15 protein-coding genes are annotated in these 19,765 nt (G+C 64.8%); 7 read left to right on the top strand and 8 right to left on the bottom strand.

Annotated elements, in window-relative coordinates:
- Positions 1 to 36 precede the first annotated feature (36 nt).
- From HV765_RS02950 to HV765_RS02925, 6 genes are all read left to right on the top strand, one after another.
- Entirely contained in the window at positions 37 to 1,011 is a 975-nt protein-coding gene (locus tag HV765_RS02950; RefSeq protein WP_175168722.1) for a tripartite tricarboxylate transporter substrate binding protein, read from the top strand.
- A gap of 14 nt (positions 1,012 to 1,025) precedes the next feature.
- Complete coding sequence (locus HV765_RS02945; protein ID WP_175168721.1) at positions 1,026 to 1,775, top strand: alpha/beta fold hydrolase; 750 nt, start codon at positions 1,026 to 1,028, stop codon at positions 1,773 to 1,775.
- Positions 1,776 to 1,862: 87 nt separating this feature from the next.
- A complete protein-coding gene (locus HV765_RS02940) occupies positions 1,863 to 2,831 on the top strand; it encodes an alpha/beta hydrolase (protein WP_175168720.1) in 969 nt (322 codons plus the stop codon).
- Between the two features lie 100 nt (positions 2,832 to 2,931).
- Positions 2,932 to 5,433 carry a type VI secretion system Vgr family protein gene (locus HV765_RS02935; RefSeq protein WP_175168719.1) on the top strand — a complete coding sequence of 834 codons (2,502 nt, stop codon included), beginning with the start codon at positions 2,932 to 2,934 and terminating at the stop codon, positions 5,431 to 5,433.
- Entirely contained in the window at positions 5,430 to 7,232 is a 1,803-nt protein-coding gene (locus tag HV765_RS02930; RefSeq protein WP_175168718.1) for an alpha/beta hydrolase, read from the top strand. The genes HV765_RS02935 and HV765_RS02930 overlap by 4 nt, the downstream gene beginning before the upstream one ends.
- Positions 7,229 to 8,467, top strand: coding sequence for a T6SS immunity protein Tli4 family protein (locus HV765_RS02925; protein ID WP_175168717.1), 1,239 nt, complete (start codon positions 7,229 to 7,231; stop codon positions 8,465 to 8,467). The genes HV765_RS02930 and HV765_RS02925 overlap by 4 nt, the downstream gene beginning before the upstream one ends.
- Positions 8,468 to 8,485: 18 nt before the next feature.
- Here HV765_RS02925 and HV765_RS02920 read toward each other — a convergent pair whose 3' ends face one another.
- The 8 genes from HV765_RS02920 to HV765_RS02885 form a co-directional block, all read right to left on the bottom strand.
- Positions 8,486 to 8,953, bottom strand: a complete 468-nt coding sequence (locus HV765_RS02920; protein ID WP_006225881.1) for a YybH family protein — start codon at positions 8,951 to 8,953, stop codon at positions 8,486 to 8,488.
- 26 nt (positions 8,954 to 8,979) lie between these two features.
- Positions 8,980 to 9,978: an ABC transporter ATP-binding protein gene (locus HV765_RS02915; RefSeq protein WP_254600415.1), complete on the bottom strand. Its 999-nt coding sequence runs from the start codon at positions 9,976 to 9,978 to the stop codon at positions 8,980 to 8,982.
- Positions 9,975 to 10,964: an ABC transporter ATP-binding protein gene (locus HV765_RS02910; protein ID WP_175168716.1), complete on the bottom strand. Its 990-nt coding sequence runs from the start codon at positions 10,962 to 10,964 to the stop codon at positions 9,975 to 9,977. Before HV765_RS02910 ends, HV765_RS02915 begins: the two co-directional genes overlap by 4 nt.
- Positions 10,961 to 11,905 (bottom strand): ABC transporter permease, encoded by a 945-nt coding sequence (locus HV765_RS02905; RefSeq protein WP_254600414.1) that lies wholly within the window; start codon positions 11,903 to 11,905, stop codon positions 10,961 to 10,963. The genes HV765_RS02910 and HV765_RS02905 overlap by 4 nt, the downstream gene beginning before the upstream one ends.
- Entirely contained in the window at positions 11,902 to 12,849 is a 948-nt protein-coding gene (locus HV765_RS02900) for an ABC transporter permease (protein ID WP_245636445.1), read from the bottom strand. Before HV765_RS02900 ends, HV765_RS02905 begins: the two co-directional genes overlap by 4 nt.
- Positions 12,836 to 14,320 carry an ABC transporter substrate-binding protein gene (locus HV765_RS02895; RefSeq protein ID WP_175168715.1) on the bottom strand — a complete coding sequence of 495 codons (1,485 nt, stop codon included), beginning with the start codon at positions 14,318 to 14,320 and terminating at the stop codon, positions 12,836 to 12,838. Before HV765_RS02895 ends, HV765_RS02900 begins: the two co-directional genes overlap by 14 nt.
- Before the next feature lie 248 nt (positions 14,321 to 14,568).
- Positions 14,569 to 16,854: a molybdopterin-dependent oxidoreductase gene (locus HV765_RS02890; RefSeq protein WP_175168714.1), complete on the bottom strand. Its 2,286-nt coding sequence runs from the start codon at positions 16,852 to 16,854 to the stop codon at positions 14,569 to 14,571.
- A gap of 12 nt (positions 16,855 to 16,866) precedes the next feature.
- A complete protein-coding gene (locus HV765_RS02885) occupies positions 16,867 to 18,039 on the bottom strand; it encodes a M20 aminoacylase family protein (RefSeq protein WP_175168713.1) in 1,173 nt (390 codons plus the stop codon).
- Between the two features lie 193 nt (positions 18,040 to 18,232).
- Here HV765_RS02885 and HV765_RS02880 point away from each other — a divergent pair, with 193 nt between their 5' ends.
- A complete protein-coding gene (locus tag HV765_RS02880) occupies positions 18,233 to 19,762 on the top strand; it encodes an ABC transporter substrate-binding protein (protein ID WP_175168712.1) in 1,530 nt (509 codons plus the stop codon).
- The last annotated feature ends 3 nt before the right edge of the window (positions 19,763 to 19,765 follow it).

Raw genomic sequence — 19,765 nt, 5'->3', positions numbered from 1 at the left:
TAGGATTTGGGGTTCTCCCTGACACTGGAAACCCCTATGACTCCCCGCGCTTGGATGCGGCACGCCCTGGCCGCGGCCGCCCTCTTCATCGGCTTTGCCGCGCAAGGCGCGCAGGCCGCCTTTCCTGACAAGCCCGTCCGGCTGGTGTTGCCCTTGTCACCCGGCGGCGCAATGGACGCGTTGGGCCGCGGCTTGGCGGAACAGCTGGGCGCGCAATGGAACGTGCCCGTCATCGTGGAAAACCGCGCGGGCGCCGGCGGCAACATCGCGTCCGAAATGGTGGCGCGCGCCGAGCCCGATGGCTACACGTTGCTGCTCACCGGCGACATGCTCGTGGCCAACCAGACGCTATTCAAGAACAACGTGAACTACGACGCCGTGCGCAGCTTTGCGCCGGTTGGCATCGTGGCGGTGACGCCGCCCGTGATCGTCGTGCGCGCCGATTCGCCCATCCACGACATCGCCGGCTTGCGCAAATTGGGCGCCCAGCGGCTGGTCAACGTGGGCACGCCCGGCTACGGCAACAGCAATCATCTGGCGTTGGCGCGCTTGCAAGGCCTGTATCCCGACACGCTGCTGCATGTGCCGTACAAAGGCGCAGGCCCCGCCGTCGTGGCGTTGCTGGCGGGCGAGACCGATGCCGCCATCGTCGCCGTGCCTGCCGCCGCCAACCTGATCCGCACCGGCAAGCTGCGCGGCCTGGCCGTGCTGCAAGCCGAACGCAGCCCCATCATTGGCGACGTGCCCACCGCCCGCGAAGCCGGCCTGGACCTGGACAGCGGCTCGGGCTGGTTCGGCATGCTGGCGCCCGCTGGCACCGCGCCTGACGTCGTGCAACGCATCGGCGTGTCGGTCAGTACCGCGCTGAACGAGCCGGCCTTTCGGGAGCGCTTGCGCGCACAAGGCTTCGAAGCCATCGGGGGATCGTCCGCCGACTTCGCGCACCGCATCGCCAGCGACGCCCTGAAATTTCCCGCCCTGCTCCAGCAGGCCGGTGTCTCTGTCAACTAAACCCCTGCCCTGTCATGCCTATTGCTCACGTGGCCGACGCCCGCCTTTATTACGAAACCCATGGCCACGGCCATCCGCTGCTGATGCTGGCGCCCGGCGGCCTGCTGTCGCATGTGGAACTCTGGCGCGTCACGCGCGATGGCAAGCCGCGCGACTACCCGGACCCCATCGCCGCGTTCTCGTCAAACTTCCGCTGCATCGCCATGGACCAACGCAACGCCGGCCGTTCGACCGCACCGTTGCGCGCGACTGATGGCTGGCAGACCTACGCCGAAGATCACTTGGCGCTGCTCGACCACCTGGGTATCGAACGCTTCCATGTGCTGGGTTCGTGCATCGGCGCATCCTTCGCATTGAAGCTCTGCGAACTGGCGCCTGACCGCGTCACCGCGGCCATTCTTCAACAACCCATCGGGCTATCGGCCGCCAACGCCGCCAACCGCGCCGAGTCCTTCGACAGTTGGGCCGACGGCCTGCGCCAGCGTGAGGGCGGCGTGGACGAAGCGGCGCTGGAGGCGCTGCGCGCCAACCTCTTCGATGGCGACTTCGTCTACAGCGTCACCCGCGAAGCCGTGGCCGCCACGCGCACGCCTTTATTGATTCTGGCGGGCAACGACATCCTGCATCCTGTTGAGATCGCTCGGGAAATTGCCCGGCTGGCCCCGCACGCCACGCTGGTTGAAGACTGGAAAGGCAAAGACCGCGCCGACGTCTACACCGGGTCGATCCGGCGCTTTCTGGCCGGGTTGGATGCATATGCCTAACGCGTATTTCGCCGCGTAGCGCAAACCGCGTCATACTGGCGGGTTCCGAGCACTACCCCAAGCACTACCCCAAGCACTGGAACCCCCATGAGTGACGCACCCCACACCCCCACCCTGGCGCCCGACGTGCTGGCCGCCCAAGCGCTGGCCAAGCAGCACGGCGTGGGCACGCCCAACGTGCTGACCACCCCCATTGCCGAGACCCGCGAAAAAAGCCGCGCGTATCAAGCATGGCTCAGCCAGCCCGCCCCGCCCGTCGGGCGCGTGGTGGAACACCGGCTGGATCATCTTCCCGTACCCGCCACGCTGCGCCTGTACTACCCCGATGGCGCAACGGACGCGCCGCTGCCGCTGTACCTGCATCTGCACGGCGGCGGTTTCGCCCATGGTGATCTGGACACGCTGGACCGCTGGAAACGCGAGATCGCGGCCGAAGCCGGCATCGTCACGGCGGGCCTGTCTTACGCCCTGTCGCCCGAAGCCCGCTACCCCGTTGCGCTGGAACAAGTGCTGGGCGCGCTGCGCTGGCTGCGTGACCAGGCGCCGTCGCTGGGCTTGGACGCATCCCGCCTGGCCGTGGGTGGCGAGTCCGCCGGTGGCAACCTGACGCTGGCCGCCCTGCAACGCCTGCGCGACGAAGGCGACGTCTTCATCAAGACCGGCGTGGTGATCTACGGCATGCTGTCCGCCCGCCGCGACACGCCTTCGCACGAATCCTTTGGCGACGGCCGCTTTGGCCTGTCCACGGAAAAACTCGATTGGTTCTGGCAGCAGTACGTGACGGACGCCGCGCAACTGACCGACCCCGGCGTCGCCCCGTTGCACGCCGATGTGGCCGGCCTGCCGCCCCTCATCCTGCAAGCCGCCGCGCTGGACCCGCTGCTGGATGACACGCTAGACCTGGCCAACAAACTGTTCGCAACCGGCGCTGCGCCCAACTTCATCGTGTACTCCGGCGTGCCGCACAGCTTCATCGGCATGACGCGCCTGCTGCCCCAAGCGCAAGAGGCTAGGACGGACCTGGTGCAAGCGCTGAAGCGCAATTTGGCTGCATAGGAAAGCGCTCCGTAGTTTCGTAGTCGTCTAATGGACGCCGCCTTCGTCCGTTGTGCAAGATGCCCGGTTGGATCTTGCACAACGAGAAGAGGAGCGTCAGGTGTCCCGACCTTGCGGCTACCGTTTCAGCTTCACGCCCGTCAACGGTGCGGCGTTTGATGTCATCGAGTTCACGCTGGATGAGGCGCTGTCTGAGACCTATCGGCTAAGCGTCGAGCTGTCCAGCTTCGATCCGGCGGTGGATTTTGGTTTGCTGTTGGATCAAGCCGCGTTATTCACGATCTGGCGCGGTGACGTGGCCGTGCGCCATGTGCACGGCCACGTCACCGAGTTCGAACAAGCCGGCACCGGGTTCCGCCGCACCCGCTATCGGGCGGTGCTTGAACCTTCTCTGGCCCGCGCCGCGCTTTGTTCCGACTGGCGCATCTACCAGCAGCTGTCCGTGCCGGAGATCATGGCGGATGTCATCAAACGCCAGGGCATCACGGACTATGAACAGGTCACGACGCATGAACACTTGCCGCGCGAATACTGCGTGCAGGCGGGTGATACCGATCTGGCGTTCTTGGATAGGCTTGCCGCCGAAGAAGGCTATTTCTACCGCTACGAACATACCGAGAGAAGCCATCGCCTGATTCACGGCGACCGCATCTACATCCATGGCGAGATCGCGGGCGGCCCGGTTCTCTACAACCCGATGCCGGGCGGCGATCAGCCCGAGCCCGCGCTGCATCGCTTCACCTACGCCGAACGCGTGCGCACTGCGGTGCAAACCCAGCGCGACTACACGTACACGCATCCGCGCTACAGCCAAGAACATTCGCCTGTCGCCGCGGACTTGGCGCACCAAGACCGCCGCTACGAACGCTACGACTATCCCGGCCGCTACAAGCGCGACGAAGCCGGCAAACCGTTCACCCAAACGCGTTTGCTGGGCCACCGCCGCGACGCGCGTATCGCCATCGTCGAAGGCGACGACGCGCGCCTGATCCCCGGCGTGGCCTTCGACCTGACTGGCCACCCGCGAGAAGACTGGAACCAAGGCTGGCGCCCCGTCCGCATGCAGCACCATGGTGTGCAACATGCGAGCCAGGAGGAGGATGGCTTCGGTTCGGAGCAAGGCACGCAGTATGGCTACACCGCCGAACTCGTCCCCGACAAAGTCGACTGGAAGCCCGAGCCCTGCCCTAAACCCCGCATTGACGGCCCGCAAATGGCCACCGTCGTCGGCCCGCCAAACGAAGAGATCTTTTGCGACGAGTGGGGCCGGGTCAAGGTGCAATTCCCCTGGGATCGGCGGGGTGAGAACGATGAACACAGCTCTTGCTGGATACGGGTGTCGCAGAACTGGGCGGGCGCGCAGTGGGGGCATATGGCGATTCCGCGAATCGGCCAAGAAGTGGTCGTGCAATTCCTGAATGGCGACCCCGACCAGCCGCTGATCACTTCGCGGGCATACCGTGCCACCAATCTTCCGCCGTATGAACTGCCCCGCCACAACATCCTGCACACCATCAAAAGCAAGGAACACAAGGGCAACCGCGCGAACGAACTGCGGCTGGATGACACGTCGGCGCAGATCAGCGCGGCGTTGATGAGTGAACACGGGGCGTCTGAACTGCATCTGGGATATCTGACGCACCCAAGGCCAGCGGGCGGTGAGCCTCGCGGTGAGGGGTTTGAGTTGCGCACAGATGCACATGGCGCGTTGCGTGCGGCGCAAGGGTTGCTGCTGACGACCGAGGCGCAGCTGCGTTCCAAGGGCGGTCAGCTGGATCGTTCAGAGATCGTCGGGGTACTGGAAGCCGCGCTGGAACTGGCTCGGAACTTGGGCGACTACGCAGGCAAACATGAAGGCGTGGCACACGACGTTCAGCCCCAACAGTCGCTAACCAACGCCGTGCGCGATCTAGGCCACGGCGCAAATGATCAGTCAGCCGGCGCAGGCCAAGGCGACCACGCCGCGATGGCGCTCAGCGCCCCTGGCGGCATCGCCGCCGCCACACCCGCCAGCCTGACCTTAAGCGCAGGCGAACACCTCGACAGCATCGCCCAGCGCAATCAGCAAATCAGCGCAGGCGAAAAAGTCGTCATCAACGCAGGCGGCGACATGGGGCTGTTCTCTCAAGGCGGCGCCCTGCGCCACATCGCCCACCAAGGCGAAATGCTGCTGCAAGCGCAGCACAACACCATCCGCATTCAGGCAGACCAAAGCGCAGAGCTCACGTCCAGCAAACAACACGTGCTGATCGCCGCCGACAAGCACATCACGCTGCTTTGCGGCGGGGCGTATATCAAGATGGCCGATGGGAACATTGAATTGGGCATGCCGGGCACCTTTACGGTCAAGGCGGCACAGCACAACTTTTCGGGGCCAAACAGCGCGTCGATCGAGTTCAACACATGGGATGCGATGCCGTTTGATGACCGCTTCCGAGCCACCCTGTCGGACGGCTCCCCGGCACGCGACCTGGAATACACCCTCATCCGCCGCGATGGCGGACGCGTTACCGGAAAGACCGATAGCGAGGGCTTTCTATCCCTGCAACAAGACATGCGGATGGACGGCGTCCTGATTGAATGGAGGCACGACAACACATGACCAACACCACAAGCCCACCACGCGTCGCCCCGACTCACTACGACGCCCGAGGCCAGCAGTGCTTCACCTGGACGTTGACCGACTGCAAAATCACCGACCCCGTGCAGCTTCGCATCGGCCCCGATCTGGTTCTGCCCGTGATTTTCATACCGGGGGTGATGGGAAGTAATTTGAAGTCGGTTCCGGAAAATGATGGTGAATCGTCAGAATCTGTCTGGCGCCTGGACTACGGCGTTGTGGGCCTCCCCACACAGCTGCTATCCCGCTGGGTGAATCAAAGCGCTGGGCAAAGGCAAGCTGTCCTGCATCCCGACCGCGTTGAAGTCGACAATCAGGGCGCCGTACCGCAAGTCGCCTCCGGCATGGTCCAGGAAAACCGGCAGCTCCTTCCCGCCGAACGCAAAGCCGCGCTGATGCAACGCTATCGGGAACGCGGCTGGGGCGAGGTCGGCCAAACCAGCTACGAGCGCTTTCTGCTGTGGCTGGAGCACGTGCTCAACTCCCCTACTGTGCCGCGCCATGCGAACTACACATTCGAACTTGGAGCAGATCACTGGCTGGACCCTGAGGCGACGTACCCCCGGCTGAAGCCCGGTATGGAAGTCTTCATGCCGGGATTGAACGGCCTGGACCGAGAAGGTCACGAGACGGGCGTCAAACCCTTGATGAGCGATGACTTGATCGCAGGGGCAAGATTCAATATGCCTGTGCATGCGTTTGGGTATAACTGGCTGGCGTCGAACACGGATTCCGCGAAGAAGCTCAGGAACAGGATCAATACCATCCTTGATCAGTATGGAGACCGCTGCAAACAAGTCATATTGCTTACTCACTCCATGGGCGGCTTGATCGCCAGAATGTGCGCCACGCTACCAGGCATGGAAGCCGCGATATGCGGAATCATCCACGGGGTGATGCCGACCAACGGAGCTCCTGTCGCTTACCGGCGTTGCAAAGTTGGGATGGGCGATGAAAGTTTCGGAGCATCACTTGTCATTGGTAGTCGTGGGCAGGACGTGACAGCCGTATTTGCCCAGTCGCCAGGGGCCCTTCAATTACTGCCGACTCGCAGCTATACACCAAACTGGCTCAAGTTGACGCGAACGGATGGCGGCAGCGAAATTCCTGCCGTGTCGCAATGGCCGTCGGCCACGCAATGCCCTTACGAAACGATCTACTTGGAAAGAAAGCGATGGTGGGGGCTAGTGCGCGAATCATGGCTCGCTCCCAAAGCGGGTATTGCCATCGACTGGAAGGACTTTGAGCACAACGTTGGACGCGCAAGGCGCTTCCACGACGCGCTGAATCACTACTACCATCCGAACACGTACGCGTTCTATGGCTCGGATATGAAATACCCGAGCTTTGAATCTATCCGGTGGACGATACGACCCGGACTGCAATCACCAGGGTCAACGGTCGCCGGCCGTTCGATGGAAACCCTTGCGGACATGCACGCAGAAGGCGTTCGATACGACGGCCGCACTCCAGCCTATGTCGGCGGGAAAGCCGCCATTGGCTACGATCCGCGAAATCCCTTCGCTGCTACCGCAAGACCTGTGGAAATTGAGTACAGCGATTGGGAACTCCATTGCGAAATGCAGGATGGGTCCGGCGACGGCACGGTACCCACCAGCTCAGGCCGGGCGCCGATTGCACAGGCCAGAAATGGCCAAGTCCGCGAACAACTGCAAATGCGCGGTTTCGATCACGAAGGTCCCTTCCGCGATTCATTGGTTCAACTGATCACACTGCAATGGATTCTGAAGGTCGCGGCTCAAGCAGAAAAGCCGGCATGAGGTCGATCACCATCGCCGCAGCGCTCGTCTTCTTCCTTATTTCGGGAAGCAGCAGCTCCAATTTTCAAAACAAGGAAATGACCGTGAACGAACCGAACACCATTGCCCGTACCTGGATGTTCGGCCGCCACCTGATTGACCTGCCTTCCGATTGGGTTTTCAACACCGGCAGCACCGTCACGCTGTACTACGGCCTGGACTCCGATTTCAACACCGTCGACGTCAGGGTGCTTGGCATAGAAGTTACGCCTCAACGATTTGCTGAGGCGCTGAAGGACAGGGCGTTGCAGATTCAGCAGGTCGATCATGACGCGGGTGGATCTATGTTGCTGGCCAATATTGCACTGAGTAAGACCCAGGTCCTATTGCGCTACTTCCGGACGCCGGAACAGAAGAACTATCACACTCACGAACTTCACCTGCTCGTCGACGACGTCTACGTCCTGATCAAAGCCCACTCCTATAAGAACGTCATGGCGCCGGTGGAAGCTCGAATGAAGTCGTTGGCAGAGACCATCACAACCGTCTCCGACCCCTCTCAGGCCGGCCCCGGCTTCGGCCTGGGACCCATCATCATCCGGGACTGGCATGATCAGGAATTCGGCATCGTGAAGTTCTACCCGCCCGCCTCAAACATCGCGCTTGAGGTCTGGATCAGCGCCCTTCAGCCGCAGGAAGACCTGAACATGGCCGAGCAAGAGAAGCGGTTCTTGCGCCGCTTTCATTACGCAGTCCTGCGTTCAAAGCCGTTGACGCTTGCTGGCATGCGGTCCGAGCAACGGGGCATCAGCTATCGCAACGGCGATCATCACGCTTTTCTATTTATCGCGCAGAGCTATCGCGACACGCCCAGCTTTGTGCAACCGTCGATCCATCTCCGCTTACGAGGCGGTGGCGCGGTACGGCGACCGCTTGAGCCAGGCCAGTTGCCCGACCTTGTCCGCTGGTCCCTTCCCCGCTTCGTGCCCAACAAGTACGCGGTGCCACTCTGGCAGCAGCCTCCCGCGCCGCCTCGCATAGACGCCACCCTGACCGACACCGAAGCCGGCGCCGTGTGGGATGCGATGCTGGCCTCGATCCGCCTCCGTCATAACGCCGTGGCGCCCAAACCGCCTTCGGCGCTTGACCGCCCTGGCAATCCCGAAAAGGCGGCGGCGGACAAGCGGGCGTTGGACGAATTTCTCAGCACCGACGACCAAGGCATGCCTTGGTCGCCGCCGGCTGACGACAACTGACGGGAAGGTTCAGCCCCTTCAACTACGCGCCGGCTTGTTCCCATGCGACACGCTCGGGGTATCGCGGAACAAGGACATATGCGTGTGCGTCGCCACCCACGGCTCACCCACGGCTTCGCGTGCGAACGATACCGTGGCGCGGCCGACGCGGTCGAAGGGTTTGCCGTCTGGGTGATAGCCGGTGGAATCCCACACGGCCAGGCCTACGGCGAACAGGCGGTCGGGCGAGACGAAGCTTTGCACGTCGTCCAGGCGCCAGATGAAGTCGTCGATGGTGAACCAGACGTTGCGCCACTGCGTCTTCTCGGCGTGTTCGCGGCCGCTGACGAAGTTGGTGTAGGTGCCAAACGCCACGAAGTCGTCGGCGAACAGGTGGCGGGCGGCGGCGTAGTCCACGGCCTGCACGTGGTCGGACAGTTCCTTGAACCAGGCGCGCACGGCGGCGGCGTCGGCGGCGTCAACGGGGGCTAAGGCTTGCACGGACATGACGGGTTTCTCCAAAAAGGGATGAGTTAGGGTGTAGCAGGAATGGGGTCGGCAAACCAGCACGCCACGGCATGGCCGGACGCGCGGGTTTCCAGCGGCGGCGCGGCCAGACGGCAGCGCTCGGCGGCCAAGGGGCAGCGCGGGTGGTAGCGGCAGCCGGATGGCGGCGACATCGGGCTGGGCGGCTCACCCGACGCCACGGTGTACGCGGGCCGGTTATGGCCGCGTTCGGGTTCGGGGACGGCGGCGAGCAGCCCGCGTGTGTAGGGATGCAGCGGACGCTCGTAGATGTCGTCGCGTGCGCCGGTCTCAACCACCTGCCCCGCATACATGATGGCGATGCGGTGCGACACGTGCCGCACCACCGCCAGATCATGCGCAATCAGCAGGAAGGACAGGCCCAGCTCTTGCTGCAAGTCCTGAAACAGGTTGATGATCTGCGCGCGCACCGAGACGTCCAGCGCCGACACCGGCTCGTCCGCCACGATCAGATCGGGCCGGATGGCCAAGGCGCGGGCGATGCCCACGCGTTGGCGCTGGCCGCCCGAGAACGCATGCGGATAGCGTTCCGCCGAATCCGCTGGCAGGCCGACCTGGGCGATCAGTTCACCGACGCGGCGGCGCAAGGCGTCGCGGCCGTCGCTCCAGCCATGCACAATCAACGGTTCGGCGATGGCGTCAAAGACGGTGTGCCGGGGGTTCAGGCTGGTGGACGGGTCCTGAAACACCAGCTGCATGTGGCGGCGCAAGTCACGCAGCTGCGCGCGGCCGGCATGGGTGATGTCTTCGCCTTTGAAATGCAGCGAGCCGCCGGTGAGCGGCGTGCGCCGCAAGACGGCGCGGCCCAGCGTGGTTTTACCGGAACCGGATTCGCCGACGAGGCCGAGCGTCTCGCCACGCGCCAGTTCCAGCGATACGCCATCCACGGCGCGCGCCAGCACCGGCTTGCCAAACCAGCCGGCCGAGCGCACGGGGTAATGCACGCGCAGATCGCGCGCCTGCAACAACGGAGTCGCGTCGCTCATGACACTTGGGTCCAAACCGGAGTAAAGGGGCGCACGCAGGCCGCCACCCTGCCCTGGCCGACGTCTCGCAAGGCCGGGCGCTCGGCGCAGGCGGCGTCGGCGCCGGGGCAACGCGGGGCAAAGTCGCAATGGCGGGTGCGGTGGCGCAGGTCGGGCGGGACGCCGTCGATGGCGATCATGCGGCGGCGCGTGTCGGTCAACCGGGGCGTCGCGCGCAGCAGCCCTGCGGTGTAGGGATGCGCGGGTGCGGCGTACAAGGCGTCGGCGTCCGACAGTTCCACCAGCCGGCCGGCATACATGACCGCGACGCGATCGGCCACCTTGGCGACGACGCCCAGGTCGTGCGTGACCAGCAGCATCGCCAGCCCCAGCCGCTGTTTCAGCTGGGCGAGCAGCTCCAGAATCTGCGCCTGGATGGTGACGTCCAGCGCCGTCGTGGGTTCGTCGGCGATCAGAATTTGCGGATCACAGGCCAGCGCCATGGCGATCAGAATGCGTTGACGCTGGCCGCCCGAAAACTCATGGGGCAGACGGTCCAGCCGTTCGGCGGGTTTGGGAATGCCGACCTGCGCGAGAAGTTCGATTATGCGGGCGCGTCGCTGCGTGGCGGTCAACGGCGTGTGGCGCACCAGCACCTCGTCGATCTGCGTGCCGATGGTCAACAGCGGGTTCAGCGCGCTCATCGGGTCTTGAAACACCATGGCGATGCGGTTGCCGCGCAAGTCTTCCAACACGCGCGGCGGCGCGGCCAGCAGGTCTTGCCCATCGAACCGCACCTGGCCGCCCGCCACGCGGCCGGGCAAGGTGGTCAGCCCCATCAAGGCGAGCGCACAGGCGCTTTTGCCGGAACCGCTTTCACCGACGAGCGCCAGCGTTTCACCGGCATAGAGGTCAAACGACACCCCGTCGACTGCTTTGACGGTGCCGTGACGGGTCAGAAATTCGACGCTCAGGTCGCGCACGCTCAGCAAGGGAGTCGAGCTCATCGGCGCACCTTCGCAATCAGGCGGCGGGCGAAGTCTTTCTCGCGTTCGCGCGGGTCCAGCGCCAGCCGCAGGCGGCTGGCCGCTACGTTCACGATCAACACCGTCAACGCAATGGACAGCCCCGGAAACGTGGCCAGCCACCAGGCGCTGGTCAGATAGTTACGGCCATTGGCCACGTCCAGCCCCCACGACACGGCGGGCGGTTGCACGCCCACGCCCAGAAATGACAGCGCGGCCTCCGCCAACACCACCCGCGCAAACTCCAGCACCATCAAGGTGATAAGCGGTGCGGCCAGGTTGGGCAGGATGTGGCGAAACAGGATGCGCCCGGCGCGCGCGCCCGCCATCTCGGCGCTTTCTATATAGGGAAGCTGGCGCACGGACAGCACCACGCTGCGTATCTGGCGCGCATAAACCATCCAGCCGTTCAGGGCCAGCGCCAGGATCACGGTGCCGGGTCCCGGCCCAAGAATCACCAGGATGACCAGCGACAGCAACAAGCCGGGAAACGCCACGTGCACGTCTACCCAGCGCATCAGCACCGCGTCGACCCGGCCGCCAGTAAAACCCGCTATCAGACCAACCAGCACGCCAAACGATGCCGACGCCGCCACCACGGCCGCGCCGATCAGGATGGACAGGCGCGCCCCGTGCAGGATGCGGCTGAAGACGTCGCGGCCCAGGTTGTCGGTGCCCAGCAGATTGGCCCATGAGCCGCGCGCCTCCCAAACAGGTGGGCGCAAGCGCGCCGACAGCTTGATGGCGGCGGGGTCGTAAGGCGCCAGCCAAGGCAGCACAATCGCAACGGCTGCCAGCAAGGCCAGCAGTGCCGCGGCCAGAACCCAGCCACGCTGCCGGTCCGACAGCGCGTGCCAGCCGCGCGGCGCAACGGTTGCGGGCGCAGCGTCGGCCGCACCCATCCATGCCGGAACGGTGCTCATACCGCGATCCTCCGGTCCAGCAGGCGGTACAGAATGTCCAGACAGAAATTGATGATCACGATCAGGAACGCAATGAAGAAGACAACGGCCTGCAACAGCACCAGGTCTTGGCGCTCGATGGCCTGGACGGCGGTCTGGCCCAGGCCGGGCCAGGCGAATACGGTTTCCACGACGACGGTATGACCGGCCAGCATGCCGGCGAACTCCCAGCCCAGCAGCGCCACCGTGGGCACGGCGGCATTGCGCAAGGCGTGCACGAGCACGATGCGGCTCGGGCGCAGGCCCTTGGCGCGCGCGGTGCGCACGTATAGCGAATTCAGTTCATCGATCAAGGCGGATCGCAACATCATCGCAATGCGGCCCAGCGCAGGCAGCGCCAAGGTCAACATGGGCAACACGCTGCTGCCTGGCGCCTCTGAGCCCGACGACGGCAACCAATTCAACGTCACCGCGAACAACAGGATCAGCAGCAGGCCCAGCCAGAACTGCGGCAACGACAAGCCGCCCAGGCTCAACAGCACCGACAAGCGATCCGCCCATTGCCCTGGCCGCAACGCCGCGATGATGCCCAGCGGCACGCCCGCCACGATGGCCACGCCCAATGCGCCCACGCACAGCGTCAGCGTGCCGGGCAGGCGTTCCAGCACGATGTCCATGGCGGGACGCTGCTGCCAGATGGAGTTGCCGAAGTCGAACAAAGCGATGTCGCGCAGATAGTGCAGGTATTGCGACCAGATCGGGCCGTCCATGCCGAGTGCCTGCGCCAGCACGGCGCGGTCGGCGGCGGAGGCGTCGACCGGCAGCATGGCTTGCACCGGGTCGCCCACCAGCCGCGTCACGATGAACACGATGGTGGTCACACCCAGCACAACCAGCAGCCCCTGCATCAAGCGGCCCAGCAAGAAGCGCGGCAAGCCGCGCCCGGCATGATTATTCGACGACACGAATGTCCTTCACCGGAATCAGGCCATCGACGCGCGGCGCGAAGTCGATCCGCTTGGACAGGCCGAAGATCTCTCCGCCTTCCAGCAGGAACACCAGATAGGCTTCGTCGCGGCCAATCTTCAGCGCCTTGGAGTACAGGGCCTGGCGCTTGGCCGGGTCCGCTTCCTGGCGCGCCTGATCGATCAGGCCCTTGAGTTCGGCGTTGTCATTGGCCGCGGCCACGCCGCCATCGGCGTAGTAGGCGCTAAGCGTGCGGTCGGCGTCCAGCAGCTGGTTGGAATGGCTGCTGCTGATCTGCGCTTCGGTTGGCACGCGGTTCTTGTTGATGGCGTCCAGGTATTCCGCCCAGGCCAGCACGCGGAAATTCACTTTCAGGCCGGCGGCTTCCCAATAGGCGGCAATGGTCTCGGCCAATTCCTTGTCTTTCAGCCAGCGGCCGGACGGCGCAACCAAGTCAATGGACTTGCCATACGCGCCCGCGGCCTTCAGCAGCTCGGTGGCGCGCGCCGGGTCATACGGATACGGCTGGATGCTCGCGTCATAGCCGAACCAGCCCGGGGCCAGCAACTGGCCGTGCGACACGGCCGCGTAGCCGCCGTACAAGTCCTTGGCCAAGGCTTCCTTGTCCACCGCGTAGTTCAGCGCCTGGCGCACGCGCACGTCTTTGGTCAGGCCCTTCAAGGCGTTCAGCGACACAAAGGGCAAGTCGGTGCCTTGCAGCGTCACGGCCTTGGCGACCCGCTTGGTGTCTTCGGGCAACACATTGGTGATGAAGTCGAAGTCGCCCGCCCGCAGGCCCGACAAACGCGTGCCCGGCTCCGCCACGAAGCGGTAGGTGGCGCGGTCCACGTTGCCCACGGACGACGGGTTCCAGTAATGGGGGTTTTTCGACAGGACGATACGTTGGCCCTTGGCCCATTCCGTCAACACATAGGGGCCGCTGCCCACGGGCTTCTGGCCCAGGCTGCCGTCGGCGGCCGCGGTGGGCGACACGATGGTCAGCCACGACAGCCGCGCGGGCAAGGCGGGGTCAGCACCATTGGTCAGCACGCGCACTGTCACGGCGTCGACCGCTTCGGCGCGCTTGATGCCCAGGAAGAACGGGCGCTGGCGCGAGGCGGTCTTGGGGTCGACGATGCGGTTGATGCTGGCGGCCACGGCGGCGGCGTCCAGCGCCTGGCCGTCACTGAATTTCAGGTTGGGGCGCAGCGTCACTTCCCAGCTGTCGGCGCCCGTCTGGCGCGGCAGCGCGGTGGCCAGTTGCGGCACCAGCTCACCCTTGGGCGTGCGCGTGATCAGCGTTTCGAAGATGTTGCGCGACACGGCGCGCTCGGAACCGTCTTGCGCCGTTTGCGGGTCGAGCGTGGACGGCTCGGTGCCCAGCGCCAGCGTGATATCGGCCGCGTGGGCGGCGGTGAAAACAGACGCGGACAGAGCCAGGCTCAAGCCCAGGTAGCGTGTACGGTTCATGCGCACTCCGGATCAAAGGACATGCGCAGCGGGGCACGATGTCGCAGTCGGTAAATAAGGAATCCGGAGTTTGCCGCGAGAAATCAGAACGTGCCGTTCTATTCATATGCCTGGGAAATGCTTGACGCGGTAACCGACTACCGCATCAAGTCATAAGGCGAAGCACGCGACGCGCCCGCCCTTCCCTAGCTATGCCACGGCCTGGGTGGGCATCTGTGTTGGTATCTGCCTGCTGCCCGCTTTGCCAACTACGATGCCGCCTGCACCGCCGGGCTTTCCCACGCGCGATGCGGCGTGACCGGCCCCGCGTAAGGCTCCACCTGCACCAGCGCCGTCTGCGCGCTGGGCCCTTGCGCCAGACGCGACGTGCCGATGTCCGCCGTCAAGGTATTGGGGTTGCCATGGCGGTCCAGGTCGCCTTCCGGGTCGGACCACGCGCCGGTGGACATCACCACCACGCCCGGCATCAAGCTCGCGTCCAGCTTCACGCCCGCCAGGCACGCCCCGCGCGCATTGAATACCCGGACCACGCCGCCGTCTTGAATGCCGCGCGCGGCGGCATCGTCCGGATGCATGGCGATGGGTTCGCAGCCCTGAATCTTGGCCGAGCGCGACAAGGCGGCCGGGTCCAGCTGGCTGTGCAGCCGATGCCGCGGCTGGTTCGTCAGCAAGTGCAGCGGCCATTGCCCGGCTGCTTCCGCGCCCAGCCATTCCGACGGCGCCAGCCATACGGGATGCCCCGGGCAATCGGCATAGCCAAAGCCCGCCACCACGTCCGAGGTGAGTTCGATCTTGCCCGAGGGCGTGCGCAGCCGATGCGCGTCGGGGTCGCGGCGGAAGGCTTCGAACAGCACGTACTGCGAGTCGGGCGGCGGGATTTCAGCGTGGCCGCGCGCCCAGAATTCGTCGAACGGCGGCAACACCACGCCCCGTTCGGCGCAGCCGCCCCGCATGCCTTCGTAGACGTGCCGGCACCAGCCCATTTCATCGCGCCCGGCCGTGTACGTGTCATGAAAGCCCGCGCGCCGGGCGAGCTCGGCGAAGATATCGAAGTCGTTGCGCGCTTCGCCTTGCGGCGGCACGGCCCGGTGCATGGCGAACACATAAGGGTCGCGCGCGGAACCGCCCACGTCGCAACGCTCAAGCGAGGTCGTGGCCGGCAGCACGATATCGGCGCGGCGGGCCAGCGGCGTCCACCAGGATTCGTGCACGATCACCGTTTCCGGTTTGCGCCACGCGTCGCGCAAGCGGTTTTGGTCCTGATGATGATGAAACGGGTTTCCACCCGCCCAATAGATCAGCTTGATGTCGGGATACGTGTGGCGCGCGCCATTGAATTCATATTCGGCGCCCGGCGCCAGCAGCATGTCGCTAATGCGCGCCACCGGAATGGCCAGTTGCGCGGGGTTCTTTGGCACAGGCACTTCGGGGCCAGGCACTTGCCTGCGCGGCTGGCCAATGCTGTTCAGCGACGCGTGGCCAAACGCAAAGCCGCCGCCAGGCAAGCCGATCTGACCGGCCAACGCCGCCAGACCGATCAACGCCCAATACGGCTGTTCGCCATGCTGCGCGCGCTGCAACGACCACGCCGCCGTCAACAGGCTGCGCTGCGTGGCGATGCTGCGGGCCAAGGCGACGATGGTATCCGCCGGCACGCCGCAAATCCCTGACGCCCACGCGGCGTCCTTGGCTTGCCCGTCCGCCGCGCCCGTCAGATAGCCGGCCCAGGTATCCACGCCCACGCAGTAGCGCGCCAGGAATGCGGTGTCGTGCAGCCCTTCTGCCAACAGCGTGTGCGCCATGGCCAGCATCAACGCGGTGTCGGTGTTGGGCCGGATGGGAATCCAATCGGCCGCGATGCCGTCGGGAATGTCGGCGCGCGTGGGGCTGATGACGGTGAGCCGGATGCCCACCGCCTGCGCCCGCGCCAGCCAGCCGGGCAAGTTGTGCAGGCCCGCACCGCCAGAAGTGACCTGGCTGTTCTTGATTGGCATGCCGCCAAACGCCACGATGTGGCGCGTGTGGGCCAGCACGCTTTCCCAGTCGGTCACGTCGCCGCTGACGGGGCTGGTCGTGCCAATCACGTGCGGCAGCAGGAATTGCGCCGCGCCCCAGCTGTAGTTGCCCACCTGGTCCACGCAGCCGCCGCCCTGGAACAGGAAGCGGCGGATCAGGCTGCGCGCATGGTGCACGCGCCCGGCCGATGACCAGCCGTAAGACCCGCCAAAGATGCCCGCCGGCCCGTGTTGCGCGCGCACGCGCGCCAGTTCGCCCGCGACCAGATCCAGCGCATGGTCCCAAGACACTTCAACGTATTCATCGCCTTCGCGGTCGCGGTTGCCGTCAAGCCAGCCCTTGCGCACCGACGGCCGCTGAATACGTAAAGGGGAATGCAGCATCTCGGCAATCGACCCCAGCATGGGGGATGGAGACGGGTCCGGACCAAAGGGCTCGCAGCCCACGACGCGTTGGTTTTCAACAAGCGCGGTGAAGGCGCCCCAGTGCGCCAGGGACGGGTGACGGGTGCGGCTCATGGCGCGCTCCGTTCAGAGCGTGCCGCGGTCCTGGACCAGCCTGATCCAGAACGCCGCGCCATGGCTGATGGCTTGATCATTGAAATCGTAGTTGGGCGTGTGCAAGCCGAACGACGGGCCGTTGCCGAAGAAGACGAACGCGCCGGGCTTTTCCTGGAGCATAAACGAGAAATCCTCGCCGCCCATCACCGGTTTCATATTGTCGACCACGCGGTCAACGCCAACCAAGTCACGGGCAATGCGCACCGCATGCGCCGTCTGATCCGCATGGTTCAACGTCACCGGGTAGTCGCGCAGATACGTGAGCTTGGCCGTGGCGCCGAAGGTGCCGGCGATGCCTGCGATCACTTCCTTCATGCGCGTTTGCACCGTGTCCTGAATGACCGGGTTGAAGGTGCGCACGGTACCGCGCAACTGCGCCTTCTGCGGAATCACGTTGTCGGTTTCGCCGGCATGGAACATGGTGATCGACACCACCGCGCTTTCGTGCGGATGCACATTGCGCGACACAATCGTCTGCAACGCATTCACGATCTGCGTGCCGACGATGACGGTGTCCACGCCTTCCTGCGGGCGCGACGCATGGCTGCCCCGGCCTTCGATGTCGATGGTGAAGCGGTCAGAGGCGGATGTCACCGGGCCGACGGTCGTCGAAAATTTGCCCAGCGCCAGGTTCGGCATGTTGTGCAGGCCATACACCTCGTCGACGTCAAAGCGCGTGAAGAGGCCATCGTCGATCATGGCCTTGCCGCCCGCCCCGCCCTCTTCAGCCGGTTGGAAGATGAAGACGGCGGTGCCTGCGAAGTCGCGGTCTGCCGACAAGTAGCGCGCTGCGGCCAGCAAGGTGGCGCTATGGCCGTCGTGGCCGCAGGCGTGCATGATGCCGGCGTGGCGCGACTTGTGCGCCACGTCGTTGGCTTCATGGATGGGCAAGGCGTCCATGTCCGCACGCAGGCCAATGTTGCGTCCCGGGCCCGCGCGCCGCCCGCGCAGCACCCCCACCACGCCCGTCTTGCCGATGCCCGTTTCAACGCGGTCAAAGCCGAATGCGTGCAGCTTGTCGGCGATGAAGGCGGCGGTGCCGTGCTCTTCATAACGCAGCTCGGGCGCGGCGTGGAATCGGCGGCGCCACTCGCCGGCTTCGGCGACGACCTCGTTCAAGGTGTCTTCTGCTACTGCGTTCATGCGGGTTCCTTCAAGGGCTGCGTGCGCCGTGCCGACGCTCGGCCACGGGCGAAAACAAAGACGCGGATTATGGCAAGAAAGGCCCCCGCGCCGGGCGATCGATTCGACATATCGACATAGCAAATACGGCTAAGCGCTGCGTGTTCGCTCCTGTAGCATCGCTCGTCCTGTAAAACCTCAAGCGGTTGGTCTCATGTTCTCGTTTGGCAAGTCGGCAGTTCGTGGTGCGCTCGCAGCGGCGTTCATCCTGGGTCATCCTGCGTATGCAGGCCCGCAAGACAACACCGCTGTCGTGGCGCTGACGGAAGAAATGCCGAGCTTCGACGCGTACCTGAGCACGGCGCGCGAAGGCATCGTGGCCTCGCGCCAGCTGTACGACACACTGATCGAACGCAATCTGGCAACCGGTGAGTACGAGCCGTCGCTGGCCACCGCGTGGCGCCGCATTGACGACAAGACGTGGGAATTCGACTTGCGCCAAGGCGTCACCTTCCACAACGGCGACGCCTTCACGGCGGACGACGTGGTCTTCACCTTGCAGTACTACGCCCGCCCCGAATCGGGCGCGCGGTCGGCCAACTGGCTGGACTGGATTGCCAGCGTGGAAAAGGTGGATGACCACAAGGTGCGCATTACGTCCAAGGCGCCTTTCCCCGCAGCATTGGAATTCGTGTCCGGGTCGCTGGCGATTTTCCCCAAGGCCTATTTCGAAAAGGTCGGGCAGCAGGCGTTTGGCAAGCAGCCGGTAGGCACCGGCCCCTTCAAGCTGGCCGCCGCACGCGGCAACGAATACGTGTTGGAGAAGAACAAGGCCTATTTTGGCGGCGCCAAGGGCGTGGCGAAACTGGACCGCGTGACCGTGCGCGTCATCCCCGATGAAGCCACGCGCATCGCCGAAGTGATCGGCGGCAGCGTGGACTGGACGTGGAACCTGTCCGCCGACCAGATTCCGGCGTTGCAGGCCGTGCCGACGATCCAGGCGCAATTCGGTTCCACGCTGACCATCGCCACCATCCTGCTGGATGCGCGCGGCCGCGCCAGCGGCGAGAACAGCCCGTTGAAAGACGTGCGTGTGCGCCAGGCCATCAACCACGCCATCGACCGCAAGAAAATAGTGGAAACGCTGCTGGGCGGCGAAGGCAAGCAGTTGGCCACACTGTGCCATCCGCTGCAATTCGGTTGCGACGAAGCGGCTGCCGTGGTCTATGACTACAACCCGGCCCGCGCCCGCGAACTGCTGGCGCAGGCCGGCTACCCCAAAGGCTTCAAGGTCAGTCTGTCGTCATTCCGTGACCGTCCGCGCGCCGAAGCCGTGAAGGCGTATCTGGCCGCCGTCGGCATCGACGCGAATCTGGAAATGCTGCAATCGCGCGCCAGCTTCAGCAAGTGGCGGGAAGGCAAGCTGGACCTTTGGTATGGCGACTGGGGCTCGTCGTCGATGTTCGATACGTCGGCATCGCTGTCGGCCTTTTTCAACTTCAGCCCGCAAGACGGCTTCCACGACGCCGAACTGCGCGACATTCTGCAGCGCGCCGACAACGCCATCGACGAAAAAACGCGCCGCGCGGAATATTCGCACGCCATCAAGCTGGCCGCCGAACGCGCCTACTTCGTGCCGATGCACACCATTGTGGTGGGCTACGCCACCGACAAGCGTCTGGCCTATCAGCCGTCGCCCGATGGCATCCCGCGCTTCTATCAGCTGGGCTGGGCCGCCAAGTAAACC

Origin of the sequence: Achromobacter kerstersii (assembly GCF_902859595.1) — a bacterium.
GTDB classification, from domain to species: domain Bacteria; phylum Pseudomonadota; class Gammaproteobacteria; order Burkholderiales; family Burkholderiaceae_B; genus Achromobacter; species Achromobacter kerstersii.
Note: the sequence above shows the minus strand (reverse complement) of the source record. Positions and strands in the feature narration are given on the sequence as shown.

Bases quoted from the DNA above. Each gene is read 5' to 3' on its own strand.
- HV765_RS02945 (WP_175168721.1), top strand. From the start codon at position 1,026: ATGCCTATTGCTCACGTGGCCGACGCCCGCCTTTATTACGAAACCCAT.
- HV765_RS02925 (WP_175168717.1), top strand. From the start codon at position 7,229: ATGAGGTCGATCACCATCGCCGCAGCGCTCGTCTTCTTCCTTATTTCG.
- HV765_RS02950 (WP_175168722.1), top strand. From the start codon at position 37: ATGACTCCCCGCGCTTGGATGCGGCACGCCCTGGCCGCGGCCGCCCTC.
- HV765_RS02920 (WP_006225881.1), bottom strand. From the start codon at position 8,953: ATGTCCGTGCAAGCCTTAGCCCCCGTTGACGCCGCCGACGCCGCCGCC.
- HV765_RS02930 (WP_175168718.1), top strand. From the start codon at position 5,430: ATGACCAACACCACAAGCCCACCACGCGTCGCCCCGACTCACTACGAC.
- HV765_RS02940 (WP_175168720.1), top strand. From the start codon at position 1,863: ATGAGTGACGCACCCCACACCCCCACCCTGGCGCCCGACGTGCTGGCC.
- HV765_RS02890 (WP_175168714.1), bottom strand. From the start codon at position 16,854: ATGAGCCGCACCCGTCACCCGTCCCTGGCGCACTGGGGCGCCTTCACC.
- HV765_RS02880 (WP_175168712.1), top strand. From the start codon at position 18,233: ATGTTCTCGTTTGGCAAGTCGGCAGTTCGTGGTGCGCTCGCAGCGGCG.
- HV765_RS02905 (WP_254600414.1), bottom strand. From the start codon at position 11,905: ATGAGCACCGTTCCGGCATGGATGGGTGCGGCCGACGCTGCGCCCGCA.
- HV765_RS02910 (WP_175168716.1), bottom strand. From the start codon at position 10,964: ATGAGCTCGACTCCCTTGCTGAGCGTGCGCGACCTGAGCGTCGAATTT.
- HV765_RS02885 (WP_175168713.1), bottom strand. From the start codon at position 18,039: ATGAACGCAGTAGCAGAAGACACCTTGAACGAGGTCGTCGCCGAAGCC.
- HV765_RS02895 (WP_175168715.1), bottom strand. From the start codon at position 14,320: ATGAACCGTACACGCTACCTGGGCTTGAGCCTGGCTCTGTCCGCGTCT.
- HV765_RS02915 (WP_254600415.1), bottom strand. From the start codon at position 9,978: ATGAGCGACGCGACTCCGTTGTTGCAGGCGCGCGATCTGCGCGTGCAT.